Consider the following 17,043-nt stretch of genomic DNA (forward strand, 5'->3'; position numbering starts at 1 on the left):
GGGCAGTTCGGTGGAGAAGTTGACCCGGTAATTCGGACTAGTCGGCAACTCGATTCACACATCAGGCTCACTTACACCTATGGTTGGTTACGGGGCGTTGCCGAACGTATCCGGAGCGAAGTCACCAGACGTCGACATCCGGTGCGAGAGGGTCCAGAACGGCCCACGTTCCGCACTCCGCAGCCCTACCGAGGGGAGACCTGAGATGACCGCCGTGCGTGCCCTGCCCAGGGGAGATTTCGAAGTCCGTTTCCTCACCGTGGCCGAGGTGGCCGGGATCATGAGGGTGTCGAAAATGACCGTTTACCGCCTCGTCCACGCCGGTGAGCTGGCAGCGATGCGGGTCGGCCGCTCGTACCGGGTTCCGGAGCGGGCGGTGCAGGAGTACCTGCGTCACTCCTACATGAACGGCAACAGCGAAACCGCCTGACGGCCGTCCGACGGCACCCGATCCATCGGTGAACCGGAGGGCGAGACCGGGGGCACCACGTCCGAGGCGCTACCCTGGGACCAGGTACGGCTGGTGTGGGTCTTCCCGCGCCGCGAGCAACCTTGATCCCGCGCAGGTGTCGCGGGCGACCCGATCTACGAACTGCGAGGACCCGTGGGCTCCGTCATCAAGAAGCGCCGCAAGCGGATGGCTAAGAAGAAGCACCGCAAGCTGTTGCGCAAGACGCGTCACCAGCGTCGCAACAAGAAGTAGAAACACCTGACCCGAACGTAGTACCGCACACCGGCGGCCAGTACTCACTGGCCGCCGCGCGTGCTTTGCGGGCTTCGTGGGTGGGCGCGTCGCGAGGCGCGCCGGGTGCGGTCGGCCAATGATGGACGCGTAACTCGGTCCGCGGGTCAGGTCGGGTCCCGGCGGCCCGGGGAAGGACCGCATGATCACCAGCAGAATGGTTGGTGATCAGGCAGACCTCCCCGCGCGGCCTCTGCGTGGCCGGTCCCACGAAGTAGCAGGAGGCGGTATGGGTAGGTCGGTGCTGGTGGCCGGGGTCTCCCGGTATCTCGGTGCCCGCTTCGCCCGGCTGCTCGCGCAGGAACCCGGGGTGGACCGGGTGGTGGGGGTTGACGTCATCGCCCCGCCCTACGACATCGGCGCCGCGGAGTTCGTGCGGGCCGACATCCGCAACTCGATGATCGGCCGGATCATCGAGCAGACCGGCGTGGACACCGTCGTGCACATGAGCGTGATTGCCACCCCGGTCTCGGCCGGGGGCCGCACGGCGCAGAAAGAAATCAACGTGATCGGCACGATGCAGCTGCTCGCCGCCTGCCAGCGGGCGACCCGGCTGCGACGGCTGGTGGTGAAGTCCACCTCGGCGGTCTACGGCAGCAGTCCGCGCGACCCGGCGATGTTCACCGAGACCCTGGTGGGCAAGCATCCGCCACGCACCGGCTGGGGCAAGGACTCGGCCGAGGTCGAGGAGTACGTGCGGGGGTTCAGCCGCCGCCGGCCCGAGGTCGAGGTGGTGACCCTGCGGCTGGCGAACATCGTCGGTCCGGGCATCCGCACCTCGATGACCGACTACTTCAGCCTGCCGGTGATCCCGGGCGTGCTCGGCTTCGACCCGCGTCTGCAGTTCCTGCACGAGGACGACGCTCTGGAGGCGATCCGCCGGGCCACGCTCGGCGACGCGCAGGGTGTGATCAACGTGGCCGGGGACGGCGTGATCGGTCTGAACCAGGCCGCCGGGTTCGCGGGCCGCCCGACCGTCGGGGTGCCACCGCGCCTGGCCGGGCTGATGGGAAGTCTCTATCACCGCGGCGGGCTCGCCGACTTCAGCGCCGACCAGGTGCGTTATCTGCGCTTCGGCCGCTGTCTCGATACCACCCGCATGCGTGAGCAGCTCGGCCTCGAACCGGCGTACACCACCCGGGAGGCGTTCCTCGACTTCGTCCGCACCCGTGGCCTGCGCGGTCCGCTCTCGCCCGAGGTGGTGAACGCGGTCGAGCGCAAGGTCGTGAACTGGCTGCGCCCGCCGGGGCCCGCGAGGGCCACCCGGACCGCGGGAGCGGCGCCTCGTCCTCAATTCACGGACACCCCGTGAGCGCGCCCGACCCCGACAGCCCCGACAGCCCCGACCGCATCGCCACCGATCAGGTGCGCGCGGGTGCCGAACGGGCCGCGGCCGAACGCAACCGCCGTCATCCGAACCCCCTGCTCTCGGCGCCGGACGAGCCGCCCCCGGCCGTGCCCGACGCGGCGATCGCGCGGCCCACGGTGGTGCCCGCCTCGTCCACCGCCTCGATGGTGCTCTCGATCGCCGGGCAGATCGGCCAGTCGATGCTCACCGCGATCACCGAGGTGCCGGACGAGCAGAGCGAAACGGGCATGAAGGACGAGGCACCTCACCCCGACGACGCCCCGGACCGGCTGCTCGATCTTCTGGAGTTCCTCCGGACCCGCCTGGCCGGCGACTACGAGATGGACGAGTTCGGGTTCGACCCGGCGTTCGCCGACGCGGTACCCCTCAACCTGCTGCGGCCGCTCTACAAGAACTGGTTCCGGGTGGAGGTGCGCGGCGCGGAGAACATCCCGGCCACCGGGGGCGCGCTGATCGTGGCCAACCACTCGGGTGCGATCCCGGTGGACGCCCTGATGACGGCCGTGGCGGTGCGCGAGGAACGCGGGCGTCACCTGCGCATCCTCGGTGGCGACCTGGTGTTCCAGACCCCGGTGCTCTCGACGCTGGCGCGGCGGGCGGGTGCCACGCTGGCGGCCAACCCGGACGCCGAGCGGCTGCTGTCGTCGGGTGAGCTCGTCGGGGTCTGGCCGGAGGGCTACAAGGGCATCGGAAAACCCTTCTCCGAGCGCTACAAACTGCAGCGGTTCGGGCGCGGTGGGTTCGTGTCGGCGGCGCTGCGCACCGGTGTGCCGATCGTGCCCTGCTCGATCGTGGGGGCCGAGGAGATCTACCCGATCATCGCCGATGTGCCGGCGCTGGCCCGGCTCCTGGGTCTTCCCTACCTACCGGTGACGCCGTTCTTCCCGCTGCTGGGACCGCTCGGCGCGGTGCCGCTGCCGAGCAAGTGGCTGATCGAGTTCGGTCCGCCGATCCAGCCGGACGAGACCGGCCCGCAGGCGGCGGAAGACCCGATCCTGGTGTTCGACCTGACCGACCGGATCCGCCAGACGATCCAGCAGACCCTCTACTCGCTCCTGGTTCAGCGCCGGTCGGTCTTCTTCTGATCGATCGCCGGGGGCTCCTGGCGACGGTTCGACACCAGCGCGCCCGCGGCGAAACCGGCCAGCACCCCGGCCCCGGCGGCGGGCAGGCCGATCTTCGCCGCGCGCCGGGTGGTGCGGTAGTCGTGCACCTGCCAGCCGTTGGCCCGGGCGTGGGCCCGGAGCCGGGAGTCCGGGTTGATCGCGACCGGGTGACCGACCAGCGAGAGCAGCGGGATGTCGTTGGAGGAGTCGCTGTAGGCGGCGCACCGGCGCAGTGACAGGCCCTCGCGCCGGGCCAGGGCGGAGACGGCGTCGGCCTTGGCCTCACCGTGCATCGGGGCCCCGACCAGCTGGCCGGTGTAGCGGCCGTCGACGTGCTCGGAGATCGTGCCCAGGGCACCGGTCAGCGCCAGGCGCTGGGCGATCACCTCGGCGATCTCGATCGGGGTGGCGGTGACCAGCCAGACCCGCTGCCCGGCGTCTTCGTGCATGCGGGCCAGGGCGAGGGTGCCGGGCCAGATCTTGTTGGTGAGAATGTCTTCGAAGACCTCCTCACCGATGGTGCGCATCTCGGCGACCGACCGTCCGGCGATGAACGCCAGGGCGCGGGTCTGCACCTCGGCCAGCGCGTGCGGGTGCTCGCCGATGGCCAGAAAACGGGCCTGTTGCAAGGCGAACCGGCAGATGTCGCGCGGCGTGAGGAAACCGCGGTGATAGAGGCCTCGGGCCAGATGAAAGATCGATGCCCCGCGGACGATGGTGTTGTCCACGTCGAAGAAGGCGGCCGCAGTCGGGTCGCCCGGGCGAGCCGGTGGGGAGTGGCTCTCCACCATCCGGATCTCGGCGTCCGACATGGCGTGGAGTCTACGCGTGCGCCCGCCGGCGTACAGGCCGGGCAACGCCGGGATGACGTGACATCGAGCCGAACAACCCTGAATTGCCGAAGGTCACGAGTGGGTTACGCGGAAGGGTGGGGACGTAATGTTGGGTGTGTGCCAGACGTTACCGACGATCAGTCGCGAATCACCCTGATCGGCAAACCCGGTTGCCATTTGTGCGACGCCGCCCGGATCGTTGTGGAAAAAGTCTCAGCCGAAACCGGGGCAGGATGGAAGGAAATCTCCATTTCGGACCGTCCCGATCTGGCCGCGCGCTATGCCGAGCAGATCCCGGTGGTGCTGGTCGACGGCGCGCAGCACGACTACTGGAGGGTCGACGAGAACCGGCTCCGGAGGGCCCTCACTCGGCGTAAAGGCTTCTTCTCCCGCCGTGACCGATGAGTTGGCAACTTTGTGCATACGTTCACAAGCGCTTAGGCTGGGTAACGAAACTCCGGCACGACTGCGCCGGTCACAAGGCGCCAGTCGTCCCTCATCAGGGGTACCAAAGGCATCGAAGGAGCCGGCCGACTGTGACCCGACCACGCCCCGCGCGGCTCGTCCGTGGAGAGCGAGCCACCCGCGACGGAATACCCGAGGCAACGGTCTCCCGGCTTCCGTTCTACCTCCAGGCGCTCACCGCCCTCGCCGAGCGCGGTGTGGCGACCGTCTCGTCCGAGGAGCTCGCCACCGCGGCCGGAGTCGGTTCCGCAAAGCTTCGTAAAGACCTTTCCCACCTCGGTTCGTACGGAACACGTGGTGTGGGTTACGAGGTCCAGTACTTGATTTACCAAATTTCGCGTGAACTCGGTCTGACGCAGGACTGGAAGGTCGTGATCGTCGGAATCGGAAATCTCGGTCACGCGCTCGCGAACTACGGCGGATTCACCTCACGGGGATTCACCGTGGCGGCTCTGGTCGACGCCGACGCCCGGGTTGTCGGTGAAACTGTGGCCGGTCTCACCGTCACCGGTCTGGATTCACTCGACCAGACGGTGTCGTCGCTCGGCATCCAGATCGGTGTGGTGGCCACGCCCGGGCCCGCGGCGCAGGAGATCTGCGACCGGCTCGTCGCCGCCGGGGTCACCGGAGTGCTCAACTTCGCCCCCTGCGTGCTCACCGTGCCCGACGGCGTGATGGTGCGCCGCGTCGACCTGGCCACCGAGCTGCAGATCCTGGCTTTCCATGAGCAGCGCCGCGCCGCCGGCCGCCTGGCCGGTGAGATGCCGACCGAACCGCAGGACCTGTCCGAGGCGCTGGGCGTCATCGGCGAACCCCGAACCACCCTGACGACGTCGAGAGCCGAGGCAGCCGGATGAGCATCATGATCGTCGGGCTGTCGCACCGCACCGCCCCGATCGGGCTGCTGGAACGCACCACGCTGAACACGCAGGCCGCAGCCGACCTGATGGCCAACCTCTGCCGGGGCGACCACGTCGCCGAGGCGATCGCGCTGGTCACCTGCAACCGGCTCGAGGTGTACGCGGAGGTCAGCAAGTTCCACGGCGGTATCGGCGAGATCGGTGCGGGGCTGGCCGAGGCCACCGGCGTGCCGCTGGACGAGCTCACCGAGCACCTCTACGTGCACTACGAGAATGCCGCGGTCGCCCACCTCTTCCAGGTCACCTGCGGGCTGGACTCGATGGCCGTGGGGGAGCAGCAGATCCTCGGGCAGGTCCGGGTGGCGCTGCGTTCGGCCCAGGCCACCGGCTCGGCCGGGCGCACCATCGGCCACCTGGTGCAGAACGCCCTGCGCGTGGGCAAGCGCGTGCACTCCGAGACGCTGCTCGACAAGGCCGCGCCGAGTCTGGTCGAGGCCGGTCTGCGCAAGGCCGGCGAGGTACTCGGCCCGCTGTCCGGCCTGAACGTGCTGGTGCTCGGCGCGGGAGCGATGAGTGGCCTGTCCGTGGCCTCCGCGCACCGCGCCCAGGTCGGCTCGATCTCCGTCTGCAGCCGCACCCTGCCGCGCGCCCGGCGCCTGGCCGAGTCGGTCGACGGGACGCCGGTGCCGCTGGAGCAACTGCAGCCCGCACTGGCCGCGGCCGACCTGGTGATCGCCTGCGCCGGGGCCACCGGCTACCTGGTCGACCGCGAGGCCGCCGGACTGGCCGCGGCCGCCCGCGCCGGGCGCCCGCAGGTCTACGTGGACCTGGCCCTGCCCCGCGACGTGGAGCCGCAGATCGCGGAACTGCCCAGCACCCAGGTGTTCGACCTGGAACACCTCGGCCAGATCCTGACCGCGGAGGGCCTGGCCGAAGACCTGGCCGAGGCCCGCGCGCTGGTCGAGCTCGAGGTCGCGACCTATCTCGCGGATCAGCGAGCCAAGGAGGTCGCGCCGACCGTCGTCGCTCTGCGCGCCATGGCCCGCTCGGTGATGGAGGCGGAGCTCGGGCGGCTGTCCGGGCGTCTGGACGGGCTCGATCCCGACGTCTTCGCCGAGCTGGAACAGACCGTGCACCGGGTGGTGGAGAAACTGCTGCACCAGCCCACCGTGCGGGTGAAGGAACTCGCGGCCGCGCCGGGTGGCGACACCTACGCCGAGGCGCTGCGCCTGTTGTTCAATCTCGGCCCCGCGCCGGAGGCCAAGGCCGGGGAACTGCCCGGGGTGGAGCTCGCCGTCACCCTCGAGCAGGACTCGATGACCGACCTCTCCGCGCTGCTCGGCCACAGCGGAGGAGCTTCGTGACCACGCTCGACAACCTCTACTCGTCGACGTCCGGCGGTTCCGGCCTGGTGCCGACGCTCGACGACCTGCCCAGCGTGCTGCGGCTGGGAACCCGCCGCAGCCAGCTCGCCCGCACCCAGTCGCAGTGGTTCGCCGACCGGCTGGTGGCCGCCCTGGCGCTGGTCGCACCGGAGCGCGAGTTCCGGGTCGAGCTGGTCGAGGTGGTCACGTCGGGCGACGTCTCGGCCGCCTCGAACACCCCCCTGACGAGTCTCGGCGGCACCGGTGTGTTCGTCTCCGCGCTGCGTGAGGCCGTGCTGCGGGACGAGTGCGACTTCGCCGTGCACTCGCTGAAAGACCTGCCCAACGCCCAGCCCGAGGGCCTGACGCTGGCCAGCGTGCCGCGCCGGGAGTGCCCGGCCGACGTGCTGATCGGCCGCGACGACCTGGGCTTCGACGAACTCCCGGCGGGCTCGGTGATCGGCACCGGCTCACCCCGCCGCGCGGCCCAGATGCTCGCGCTGCGCGACGACATCAAGATCGTCGGCATCCGCGGCAACATCGACACGCGCATCGGCAAGGTGGCGACCGGTGAGGTCGACGCCGTGGTGCTGGCCCTGGCCGGCCTGCGCCGCATCGGCCGGCACGCCGAGGCCACCCACGTCTTCACGTCCGAGCAGATGCTGCCCGCCCCCGGGCAGGGCGCACTCGCCGTGGAGTGCCGCTCCGAGACCAACGGCTCGGTGGCGCTCCTGGCCGCGCTGCGGCTGATCGACGACGCGGTCACCCGGTTGTGCGTCCTGGCCGAGAGGGCGCTGCTGGCGCGGCTCGAGGCCGGTTGTGCCGCCCCGGTGGGCGCGCTGGCCACCTACCAGAACTCAGGCGGGGACCAGACGCTGACGCTGACCGCGTTCGCCGGTTCCACCGACGGCACGACGAGCATCCGTCACACCGCGACCGCACGGACGCGCGACCCCCGCACGGACGAGCCGGTCGCCATCACCCTGGGCCGCGCGCTCGCCGAGCAGATGCTCGACGCCGGCGCCGCCCTCCTGATCCCTGTACCAGACCCCGTGCCGGCGGCCGACGAGGCTCTGGCAAGAGAAGGTGACTCGTGACCTCGACCACCACCAGCAAGAAGGCCGCCCCCGGCGGATACGTGGCCTTCGTCGGGGCCGGCCCCGGCGACGACGGCCTGCTCACCCTCCGGGCCGTGGAACGGCTCGGCGAGGCGGATGTCGTCGTCGTCGACCAGATCCCGCGGGAGACGATGATCAGCCGGTACTGCCGGCCCGGCGTCGAGATCGTGGACGCCGGTTTCGGTGAGGACGGCCAGCCGATGACCCGGGCCGGCCGGGCCAAGGTCGTGGTGACCGCGGCGAAGACCGGGGCCCGGGTGGTGCGCCTGATGGACGGCGACCCGGCCACGTTCACCGGTCTGGCCGAGGAGATCACGGCCTGCCGCAAGCAGTCGCTGCCCTTCGAGGTCGTCCCCGGGGTCTCCGCCGCGTCGGCCGTCCCCGCCTACGCCGGTGTGCCTCTCACCCCGCCCGGGGTGAGCAGCGTGCACGTGCTGTACCCGCACGGCGAGGTGGTGAACTGGAAGCTGCACGCCTCCACCGGCACCACCCTGGTGGTGCTGGGGGCCGAGGAAGACATCTCCAACGCCGCCGACGGTCTGCTCTCGGCCGGCCGCAAGGCCACCACCCCGGTCGTCGTCACCTCGCACGGCACCACCACCCGGCAGCGCTCCATCGCCTGCGCACTGGGCGAGCTGATCCCGCTGCTGGCCTCGTCCAAGATGGACAAGCCGATGACCGCGGTGATCGGCGAGGCCGCCGCCCTGCGGGAGAAGGCCTCCTGGTTCGAGACCAAGCCGCTGTTCGGCTGGCGGGTGCTCGTGCCGCGTACCAAGCAGCAGGCCGGGGGCATCGTCTCCGCGCTCGCCGACCACGGCGCCACCGCCCAGGTGGTGCCCACCATCTCGGTCGAGCCGCCGCGCACGCCGCACCAGATGGAGAAGGCAGTCAAGGGCCTGGTCACCGGCCGCTACGAGTGGATCGGCTTCACCAGCGTCAACGCCGTGCGCGCGGTGCGGGAGAAGTTCGAGGAGTTCGGCCTGGACGCCCGCGCGTTCGCCGGGCTCAAGGTCGCGGCCGTGGGCGGGGTCACCGCCACGGCCCTGCGCGACTGGGGCATCGAGCCCGACCTGATGCCGGCCGAGAACCAGTCCGCGCTCGGTCTGCTGGAGTGCTGGCCGCCCTACGACGAGGTGCTCGACCCGATCAACCGGGTCTTCCTGCCCCGCGCCGACATCGCCACCGACACCCTGGTGGCCGGGCTCGAGCAGAACGGCTGGGAGGTGGACGACGTCACCGCCTACCGCACCGTGCGGGCCGCCCCGCCGCCCGCCGAGACCCGGGAGGCGATCAAGAGCGGGCACTTCGACGCGGTCGTCTTCACCTCGTCCTCGACCGTGCGCAACCTGGTCGGCATCGCGGGCAAGCCGCACGCCACCACGGTGGTCGCCTGTATCGGCCCGCAGACCGCGAAGACCGCGGAGGAGCACGGTCTGAGGGTCGACGTGCTGGCCGCCGAGCCGAGCGCCGACGACCTGGTCGCGGCCCTGGCCGAGTACGGCGCCGGGCTGCGGCTGAGCGCCGACGAGGCCGGTGAGCCGGTGCTGCGCCCGAGCCAGCGCAAGGGCGCCACCCGCCGGACCGCGAAGTGAGCGGGTTCCCGGCCGTCCGGTCGCGCCGCCTGCGGGTGAACCCCGCGGTGCGGCGCCTGGTCGGCGAGACCCGGCTGCACCCGGCCGAACTGGTGCTGCCGGTCTTCGTCAAGGAAGGCCTGTCCGAGCCGCACCCGATCAGCTCGATGCCGGGGGTGTACCAGCACACCCGCGACTCGCTGCGTAAAGCCGCGGCCGAGGCCGCCGGCCTCGGGCTGGGCGGGATCATGCTGTTCGGCATCCCGGCGGTGAAGGATGCCGTCGGATCCGGCGCCACCGATCCGCAGGGAATCCTCAACCAAGCCGTCGCCGATGTGCGCGCCGAGGTCGGTGACGACCTGGTCGTGATGGCCGATCTGTGCCTGGACGAGTTCACCGACCACGGTCACTGCGGCGTGCTGACGCCCGACGGCCGGGTCGACAACGACGCCACGCTGGTGCGTTACGCCGACATGGGCGTGGCGCTGGCCGAGGCCGGCGTCCACATGGTCGGGCCCAGCGGGATGATGGACGGTCAGGTGGCTGCCGTCCGTCAGGCCCTGGACGGTCAGGGTTTCCAGGACATCTCGGTCCTGGCGTACAGCGCCAAGTACGCCTCGGCGTTCTACGGCCCGTTCCGCGAGGCGGTGGACTCCAGTCTGGAGGGCGACCGCCGCACCTATCAGCAAGACCCGGCGAACGGTGAGGAAGGCCTGCGCGAGATCGAGCAGGACCTCGCCGAGGGCGCGGACATCGTGATGGTGAAGCCGGCCATGAGCTACCTCGACGTGGTCGCCCGGGCGGCCGACCGGTTCGGCGTTCCCGTTGCGGCCTACCAGATCTCGGGTGAGTACGCGATGATCGAGGCGGCGGCCGCAAACGGCTGGATCGACCGCGGTCGGGCGATCCAGGAGTCGCTCCTGAGTATCCGCCGCGCCGGAGCGTCGATCATCCTCACCTATTGGGCCACGGAAGTAGCAACTTCGCTGCGCTCCAGCTGAACCACGAACTCACGGTTACGGATTCGTCCTCCCGGATTCACCCGACCGGCGCCTTTGGTCACGGGTGAACCGGCCGATCGGGAAGGTGCGGGCCGGATCAGGGCCCGTGGGTCCCCGCACCGGGGACCCACCCGTTCGGCCCTAGGAGGACGGCCATGAGCGTAGGAGCAGTGAGCAACCAGTACGGGTATGTGGGCAACGGCGGCGCAGACCTGCTGTCGTCGATGGCGGCTATCGCCCAGCGCCAGGTGTCCCGGCAGCTGGCCCAGAGGGCGGCGGACGCGGCCCTGGTGGCCGCCCAGGCCGCACAGATGGCGGCGATCCAGGCCGTGGGTGCCGGCCGGGTCGACATGTACCTCTGACCAGCGCCAAGATCAACGGGCCCCCGGACCCCCGATAGCGGGTCCCGGGGCCGGAGCTGGGACACTGCCGGGGTGACAGACGTCAGTGGGGTCTACCCGGCCGACGCTCCCGCCTCGCAGGCGCTTTTCGAGCGCGCCTCTGCCGTGACGCCCGGTGGTGTCAATTCCCCGGTGCGTGCCTTCCGCGCCGTCGGGGGCACACCGCGGTTCATGGTCCGGGGCGAGGGAGCGTATCTCTTCGACGCCGACGGGCGACGTTACGTCGACCTGGTCTGCTCCTGGGGTCCGATGATCCTCGGGCACCGGCACCCGGCAGTGGTCGACGCGGTGTCTGCGGCTGCTGCGAACGGGTTCTCGTTCGGCACGCCGACCGAGGGCGAGGTCGCCCTGGCCGAGGAGATCGTCTCCCGGGTCGAGCCGGTCGAGCAGGTGCGCCTGGTCTCCAGCGGCACCGAGGCGACGATGAGCGCCATCCGCCTGGCCCGGGGGTTCACCGGCCGCAGCAAGATCGTCAAGTTCGCGGGCTGCTACCACGGCCACGTCGACAGCCTGCTGGCCGCGGCCGGGTCGGGCCTGGCCACCTTCGCGCTGCCGGACACCCCCGGTGTCACCGGGGCCGCGGCCGCCGACACGATCGTCCTGCCGTACAACGACGTCGAGGCGCTGACCAAGATCTTCGAGGTGGACGGCGCCCAGATCGCCGCCGTCATCACCGAGGCCGCCGCCGGCAACATGGGCGTGGTCCCGCCCACGGCTGAGTTCGAGGCCGCCCTGCGCGACCTCACCCGGCTCCACGGCTCGCTGCTGGTCTCCGACGAGGTGATGACCGGCTTCCGGGTCTCGAAGGCGGGCTGGCACGGGCTCTCCGGGGGCACGACCCCCGACCTGCTCACCTTCGGCAAGGTGATGGGCGGAGGTTTCCCGGCCGCGGCCTTCGGCGGCCGCGCCGACGTGATGGCGCACCTGGCCCCGTCCGGTCCGGTCTACCAGGCAGGCACCCTCTCCGGTAACCCGGTCGCCACCGCGGCCGGTCTGGCCACCCTGCGCAACTGCACGGACGACGTCTACACCCACCTGCTGTCCGCCTCGGCCCGGCTCGCCGGTGAGGTGCGCGACGCCCTGAACGCGCAGAGCGTGCCGCACGCCATCCAGTTCGCCGGCTCGATGTTCAGCGTGTTCTTCACCGATCTGGACGCGGTGGGCAACTACGACCAGGCACGCCAGCAGAACCTGCCGGCGTTCGCCGCGTTCTTCCACTCGATGCTGAGCCAGGGCGTCTACCTGCCGCCGAGCGCGTTCGAGGCCTGGTTCCTCTCCGCCGCACACGACGACGCCGTGCTCGACGCCGTCGTGGCCGCTCTTCCCCGGGCCGCGAGGGCCGCCGCCGAAGCTGGGAGTATTGACCGGTGACCGAGAACCCGTCCAGCGGTGAGAACGCCACCCCGCCCACCAATGCCGAGCTGATCCACCCCGACGTGCCCTCGGCGCCGGACCACCTGCCCGAGGTGGATCCGGAGGTGAACGCCGGGTTCGTGCACCACCCGGCCGGTGACGAGGCGAACCACCGCACGGTGGTGCACCTGCTGCGCCACGGTGAGGTCTACAACCCGCAGGGCATTTTCTACGGGCGTCTGCCCGGCTTCCGGCTCTCCGAGCTGGGCGAGCGGATGGCCGAGCGGGCCGCGGGCTTCTTCAGCACCCGCGACGTGGTGCTGGTGATCGGCTCGCCGATGGAGCGCGCACAGCAGACCGCCGCGCCGGTCGCCGCCACGCACCACCTCGAGGTCGGTCTCGACCCGCGGATCACCGAGGGCACCAGCGTTTTCCAGGGTCTGACGTTCGGGGTGGGCGACGGATCGCTGCGGCACCCGCAGCACTGGTGGCACCTGCGCAACCCGTTCCGGCCGAGCTGGGGCGAGCCGTACGAGCAGGTCGCCACCCGCATGCTGGCCGGCGCGGCCGACGCCCGAGACAAGGCGGTCGGCCATGAGGCGGTGCTGGTGAGTCATCAGCTGCCGATCTGGATGGCCCGTCTGAAGGCGGAGAACCGGCGTCTGTGGCACGACCCGCGTCGGCGGGAGTGCTCGCTGGCCTCGGTCACCTCGATCACCTACCACGACGACAAGATCGTCTCGGTGGCCTACACCGAGCCCTCCCGGGACCTGCTTCCCGGTGCACAGAAAATTGCGGGAGCCTGACGGTCATGTCTTCTCCAGGGCGGCGCTCGGCCGTCACCGCTGCCGCCGGCGCTCTCCTGCTGGCGGTGGCGGGTTGCTCCGGTTCCTCGAACAGCACTGACACTGTCCAGATCATCCCGGTCGCCGACCGCAAGTCGCCGATCGAGATGTCCGGCACCACGGTGGACGGCGACAAGCTGAACATCGCCACGATGCGTGGCAAGCCGCTTGTGATGAACGTGTGGGGCTCGTGGTGCGGGCCCTGCCGTACCGAGGCCCCGGCGCTCGAAGACGCTTACCAGGAGCTGGAAGGCACCGCCGACTTCGTCGGGATCGCCTTCCGCGACACCCGCACCGGGGCGAAGACGCACGAGAAGGAATACGGCATCACCTACCCGAGCCTGTTCGACGAGGGTGATCTGCTGCTGAACCTGAACGGGGCCGTCACCTCACAGACCATCCCGGTCACCCTGATCCTCGACGCGAAGGGCCGGATCGCCGGCCGCTACGTCGGTGTGGTCAGCAAGGTGACCCTGACGGACGTGGTGAAGGACATCGCCAAGGACACCCCCGCGTGACGGGCACCGTGCTGAGCGGGCCTCTGCTGCTCGCCATCCCGATCGCCGTCCTGGCCGGGTTCATCTCGTTCGCCTCCCCGTGCGTCCTCCCGCTCGTGCCCGGATACCTCGGCTACGTCACCGGTCTCACCGGGGAAGACCTGGAACAGCAGCGCCGCGGCCGGATGGTGCTCGGAGTGAGCCTGTTCATCGCCGGGTTCACCGCGGTCTTCGTCACCATGGGCTGGATCGCGGGGGCGCTGGGGCGCTCGCTGATGGAGTACAACGACGTCATCACCCGTGTGCTCGGTGGGGTGACGATCGTGCTCGGCCTGGTCTTCGCCGGTTTCGTGCCGAAGCTCGCCGGGGAGAAGCGGATGGACGTCCGCCCGGCCGCCGGCCTGATCGGCGCACCCCTGCTGGGGGTGGTCTTCGGGCTCGGCTGGACCCCCTGCATCGGCCCCACCCTCACCGCGATCGTGTCGCTGTCCAGCGGTTTCGGCGACGCGCAGCGCGGTGGGCTGCTGGCCTTCGCCTACTGCATGGGCCTGGGCCTGCCGTTCCTGCTGGCCGCCCTCGCCTACCGGCGGGCCATGTCGGCGTTCGGCGTGCTGCGCCGGCACCGGGTCGCCATCACCCGCTTCGGCGGAGCCATGCTCGTGCTGATCGGCGTGATGCTCGTGTCCGGTCTGTGGGCGCACCTGATCGCCGGCAGCCAGGGCTTCATCGCCGGCTTCGAACTGGCGGTCTGAGATGAGCGTCGACGACGAGATCGAGCTGAGGCCGGGGCAGAAGGGCAAGATGCCCCGGATCGACGCCAAGAACGACGTGGCCCAGCCGAAGCTGAGTCCCCTGGGCTGGCTGCGCTGGACGTGGCGCCAGCTGACCAGCATGCGCACGGCGCTGATCCTGCTGATGCTGCTGGCTTTCGCCGCGGTGCCGGGCTCGCTGATCCCGCAGACCCGCATCGACCCGTCCAAGGTCAGCACGTTCCTCGAGGACCACCCCGACCTGGGGCCCTGGGTGCGACGGCTCGACGGGTTCGACGTCTACGGCTCGCCCTGGTTCTCCGCGATCTACCTGTTGCTGTTCATCTCGCTGATCGGCTGCGTGGTACCGCGCACCCGGCAGCAGTACAAGGCGCTGCGGGCGAAACCGCCGCGCGCCCCGCGCCGGCTCGAACGCATGCCGGTGCACGCCACCACCCATACTCCGGCGTCCTCCGAAGAGGTGCTCGCGGCGGCCCGCAAGGCGCTGCGCCGCAAGCGCTACCGGGTGCACGCGCACGACGCCGAGACGCTCTCGGCCGACCGCGGCCTGCTCAGCGAGACCGGCAACCTGGTCTTCCACCTGGCGCTGCTCGGCCTGCTGGCGACGATGGCGATCGGCTCGTTCATCAGCTACTCCGGCCAGAGCGTGGTGGTGGTCGGCGACAAGTGGTCGAACACCCTGCCGCAGTACGACTCCTTCACCGGCGGCCGGGCGGTGGGCGCCGACGACCTGGCGCCGTACTCGTTCACCCTGAAGAGTTTCGACGCCGACTTCGACAAGGTCTCGACCGGTAACCAGTTCGGCGCGGCCCGCGACTTCGAGGGCAAGCTCGAGGTGATCGAGAAGCCGGGTGCCACGCCGGTGGAGCGCACGATCAAGGTCAACGATCCGCTCGACGTGAACGGCTCGCGGGTGTTCCTGGTCGGTAACGGCTACGCGCCGAAGATCACCGTGCGGGACGGTGAGGGCAACGAGGTCGCCTCCGGAGCGGTGCCGTTCCTGTCGACCGACGCGAACTACACCTCCACCGGTGTGCTGAAGATGGCCGACGCCAAGCCCGAGCAGCTCGGCCTGATGGCCGTGTTCCTGCCGACGGCGAGCACCGATCCCGACACCGGCGCCGAGATCTCGGTGTTCCCGGACGACGACAACCCGAAACTCCAGCTCTACGCCTTCACGGGTGACGTTGGTCTGGACGACGGTGTCGGGCGGTCGGTCTACGTGCTCGACACGAGCAGGCTGACGGCGATCAAGGGCTCCGACGGCAAGCAGTTCACCAAGACCATCGGCGTCGGCGACAGCGTGAAACTGCCCGGTGGCAACGGCACCGTCACCTTCGACGGTGTCACCCGGTACGTCGCACTCGACGTGCGGTACGACCCGACGAAGATCTACGTGCTGGTCTTCGCCCTCGCGGCCCTGTGCGGTGTGACGGCCTCGCTGTTCGTCCGCCGCCGCCGGGTCTGGTTCCGGGTCACGCCGTCGGGCGGCATCACCGCCGTGGGGATCGGCGGCCTGTCGCGCACCGAGGACACGCAACTCGCCGAAGAGGTGCGTAGCCTGCTGATGACCGCGGTACCGGACAGAGTCGACCGAGTCGACCGAGTCGACCCGGTCGACCCGGTCGACCGGGTCGACCCGGTGGAAGTGAAAGCGCCCGAAACCGCGGGCGGGACGAACGATGAGCCGGCGAGGCGCCACGAGCCGCCGGGCGAAGGAGTCTGAGTGGGCGTCAACGAGAACCTGGCGCATCTGAGCAACAACCTGATCTATTCGGCGATGGCGGCCTACGCGGTCGCGCTGATCGCCTTCGCCATCGATCTCTCCGGCCGCGGCCGGGTGGCCAGTCCTGCCGTACAGCAGGGCGTGCGGCAGCAGGAGTTCGGCGAGGGCAGCGTGCTGACCCTCAACGGTCCGGGCGCCGGCGGCACCGAGCTGCCCCGCACCTCACTGGCAGCCGGCGACACCTCGAGCGAGAAGCGCCAGACCGTGGCCATCGCCGTCATGGTGACCTGGGTGGCCCTGGCCCTGCACATCGGGGCCGTGGTCTGCCGCGGTCTGTCGGTGGAGCGGGTGCCGTGGGGCAACATGTACGAGTTCTCGATCAGCGGCTCGGTCGTCGTGACCGCCGTCTACCTGATCGCGCTCTGGCGTGCCGACCTGCGGTTCCTCGGCACGTTCGTGATCGGCCCGGTACTGCTCACGCTGGGTCTGGCCATCGCCGTGTTCTACACCGACGCCGCCCAGCTGGTGCCGGCCCTGCAGAGCACCTGGCTGGTCGTGCACGTGTCGGTCGCCTTCGTGGCCTCCGCGCTCTTCGTGCTCGGCTTCTCCCTGACCGTGCTGCAGCTGGTGCAGGACCGCCGGGAGGCGCTGATCACGGCCGGGAAGCCGCCGGTGCGGGGCGCCTTCATGGAGAAGCTGCCCAGCGCCGGGGTGCTGGACCGCACCTCCTACCGGCTCTACGCCGTGGCCTTCCCGCTCTGGACGTTCACCCTGATCGCCGGGGCGATCTGGGCGGAGAAGTCGTGGGGCCGCTACTGGAACTGGGACCCGAAGGAGATCTGGAGCTTCGTCATCTGGGTCGCCTACGCCTCCTACCTGCATGCCCGCGCCACCCGCGGCTGGGACGGCCGCCGGGCTGCCTACCTGGCCTGCGTGGCGTTCTTCTGCCTGATGTTCAACTGGTTCGGGGTGAACATCTTCTTCGCCGGTCTGCACTCGTACGCCGGTGTCGGATAGAGCTT

The 17,043-nt window shown here is 70.3% G+C and carries 18 protein-coding genes; 17 read left to right on the plus strand and 1 reads right to left on the minus strand.

The genetic code is table 11. The annotated features are described in order from the left end of the window. Positions 1–205: 205 nt before the first annotated feature. From QSK05_RS04615 to QSK05_RS04630, 4 genes are all read left to right on the plus strand, one after another. Positions 206–430: a helix-turn-helix domain-containing protein gene (locus QSK05_RS04615; RefSeq protein WP_231489079.1), complete on the plus strand. Its 225-nt coding sequence runs from the start codon at positions 206–208 to the stop codon at positions 428–430. 174 nt (positions 431–604) lie between these two features. Further along, positions 605–703, plus strand: a complete 99-nt coding sequence (locus QSK05_RS04620) for a 30S ribosomal protein bS22 (RefSeq protein ID WP_003792170.1) — start codon at positions 605–607, stop codon at positions 701–703. 268 nt (positions 704–971) lie between these two features. Next, positions 972–2,054 (plus strand): NAD-dependent epimerase/dehydratase family protein, encoded by a 1,083-nt coding sequence (locus QSK05_RS04625; protein WP_285594227.1) that lies wholly within the window; start codon positions 972–974, stop codon positions 2,052–2,054. Continuing rightward, complete coding sequence (locus QSK05_RS04630; RefSeq protein ID WP_285594229.1) at positions 2,051–3,196, plus strand: lysophospholipid acyltransferase family protein; 1,146 nt, start codon at positions 2,051–2,053, stop codon at positions 3,194–3,196. Before QSK05_RS04625 ends, QSK05_RS04630 begins: the two co-directional genes overlap by 4 nt. Here QSK05_RS04630 and QSK05_RS04635 read toward each other — a convergent pair. Next, positions 3,172–4,029 (minus strand): HAD family hydrolase, encoded by an 858-nt coding sequence (locus QSK05_RS04635; protein ID WP_285594231.1) that lies wholly within the window; start codon positions 4,027–4,029, stop codon positions 3,172–3,174. The two genes, QSK05_RS04630 and QSK05_RS04635, sit on opposite strands and share 25 nt — an antisense overlap. 138 nt (positions 4,030–4,167) lie before the next feature. On the opposite strand from QSK05_RS04635, the gene QSK05_RS04640 reads away from it, so the two are divergent. The 13 genes from QSK05_RS04640 to ccsB all read left to right on the plus strand — a co-directional run bounded on the left by QSK05_RS04640 (position 4,168) and on the right by ccsB (position 17,038). Continuing rightward, positions 4,168–4,455, plus strand: a complete 288-nt coding sequence (locus QSK05_RS04640; RefSeq protein ID WP_285594232.1) for a glutaredoxin family protein — start codon at positions 4,168–4,170, stop codon at positions 4,453–4,455. 131 nt (positions 4,456–4,586) lie between these two features. Continuing rightward, a complete protein-coding gene (locus QSK05_RS04645; RefSeq protein WP_285594233.1) occupies positions 4,587–5,372 on the plus strand; it encodes a redox-sensing transcriptional repressor Rex in 786 nt (261 codons plus the stop codon). Beyond that, positions 5,369–6,739: a glutamyl-tRNA reductase gene (locus QSK05_RS04650; RefSeq protein ID WP_285594234.1), complete on the plus strand. Its 1,371-nt coding sequence runs from the start codon at positions 5,369–5,371 to the stop codon at positions 6,737–6,739. Before QSK05_RS04645 ends, QSK05_RS04650 begins: the two co-directional genes overlap by 4 nt. A gap of 65 nt (positions 6,740–6,804) precedes the next feature. Then, a complete protein-coding gene (gene hemC / locus QSK05_RS04655; RefSeq protein WP_502879732.1) occupies positions 6,805–7,836 on the plus strand; it encodes a hydroxymethylbilane synthase in 1,032 nt (343 codons plus the stop codon). After that, on the plus strand, positions 7,833–9,449 hold the full coding sequence (locus QSK05_RS04660; protein WP_285594238.1) for a bifunctional uroporphyrinogen-III C-methyltransferase/uroporphyrinogen-III synthase: 1,617 nt from the start codon (positions 7,833–7,835) through the stop codon (positions 9,447–9,449). The genes hemC and QSK05_RS04660 overlap by 4 nt, the downstream gene beginning before the upstream one ends. Beyond that, the gene (gene hemB / locus QSK05_RS04665; protein WP_285594242.1) at positions 9,446–10,429 is read left to right on the plus strand and encodes a porphobilinogen synthase; all 984 of its coding nucleotides are present in this window, start codon (positions 9,446–9,448) and stop codon (positions 10,427–10,429) included. The genes QSK05_RS04660 and hemB overlap by 4 nt, the downstream gene beginning before the upstream one ends. Positions 10,430–10,584: 155 nt before the next feature. Then, positions 10,585–10,791 (plus strand): hypothetical protein, encoded by a 207-nt coding sequence (locus QSK05_RS04670; protein ID WP_285594244.1) that lies wholly within the window; start codon positions 10,585–10,587, stop codon positions 10,789–10,791. Positions 10,792–10,863: 72 nt separating this feature from the next. Beyond that, complete coding sequence (gene hemL / locus QSK05_RS04675; protein WP_285594246.1) at positions 10,864–12,201, plus strand: glutamate-1-semialdehyde 2,1-aminomutase; 1,338 nt, start codon at positions 10,864–10,866, stop codon at positions 12,199–12,201. 122 nt (positions 12,202–12,323) lie between these two features. After that, complete coding sequence (locus tag QSK05_RS04680; RefSeq protein ID WP_352300274.1) at positions 12,324–12,989, plus strand: histidine phosphatase family protein; 666 nt, start codon at positions 12,324–12,326, stop codon at positions 12,987–12,989. Between the two features lie 5 nt (positions 12,990–12,994). Further along, positions 12,995–13,546, plus strand: a complete 552-nt coding sequence (locus QSK05_RS04685) for a TlpA family protein disulfide reductase (protein ID WP_285594250.1) — start codon at positions 12,995–12,997, stop codon at positions 13,544–13,546. Beyond that, on the plus strand, positions 13,543–14,277 hold the full coding sequence (locus tag QSK05_RS04690; protein ID WP_285594252.1) for a cytochrome c biogenesis CcdA family protein: 735 nt from the start codon (positions 13,543–13,545) through the stop codon (positions 14,275–14,277). Before QSK05_RS04685 ends, QSK05_RS04690 begins: the two co-directional genes overlap by 4 nt. Before the next feature lies 1 nt (position 14,278). Then, positions 14,279–16,021 carry a cytochrome c biogenesis protein ResB gene (resB, locus tag QSK05_RS04695; RefSeq protein WP_285594254.1) on the plus strand — a complete coding sequence of 581 codons (1,743 nt, stop codon included), beginning with the start codon at positions 14,279–14,281 and terminating at the stop codon, positions 16,019–16,021. After that, positions 16,022–17,038 (plus strand): c-type cytochrome biogenesis protein CcsB, encoded by a 1,017-nt coding sequence (ccsB, locus tag QSK05_RS04700; RefSeq protein WP_285594256.1) that lies wholly within the window; start codon positions 16,022–16,024, stop codon positions 17,036–17,038. The last annotated feature ends 5 nt before the right edge of the window (positions 17,039–17,043 follow it).

The organism is Kineosporia sp. NBRC 101731 (assembly GCF_030269305.1).
In the GTDB taxonomy this organism is placed as follows: Bacteria; Actinomycetota; Actinomycetes; order Actinomycetales; family Kineosporiaceae; genus Kineosporia.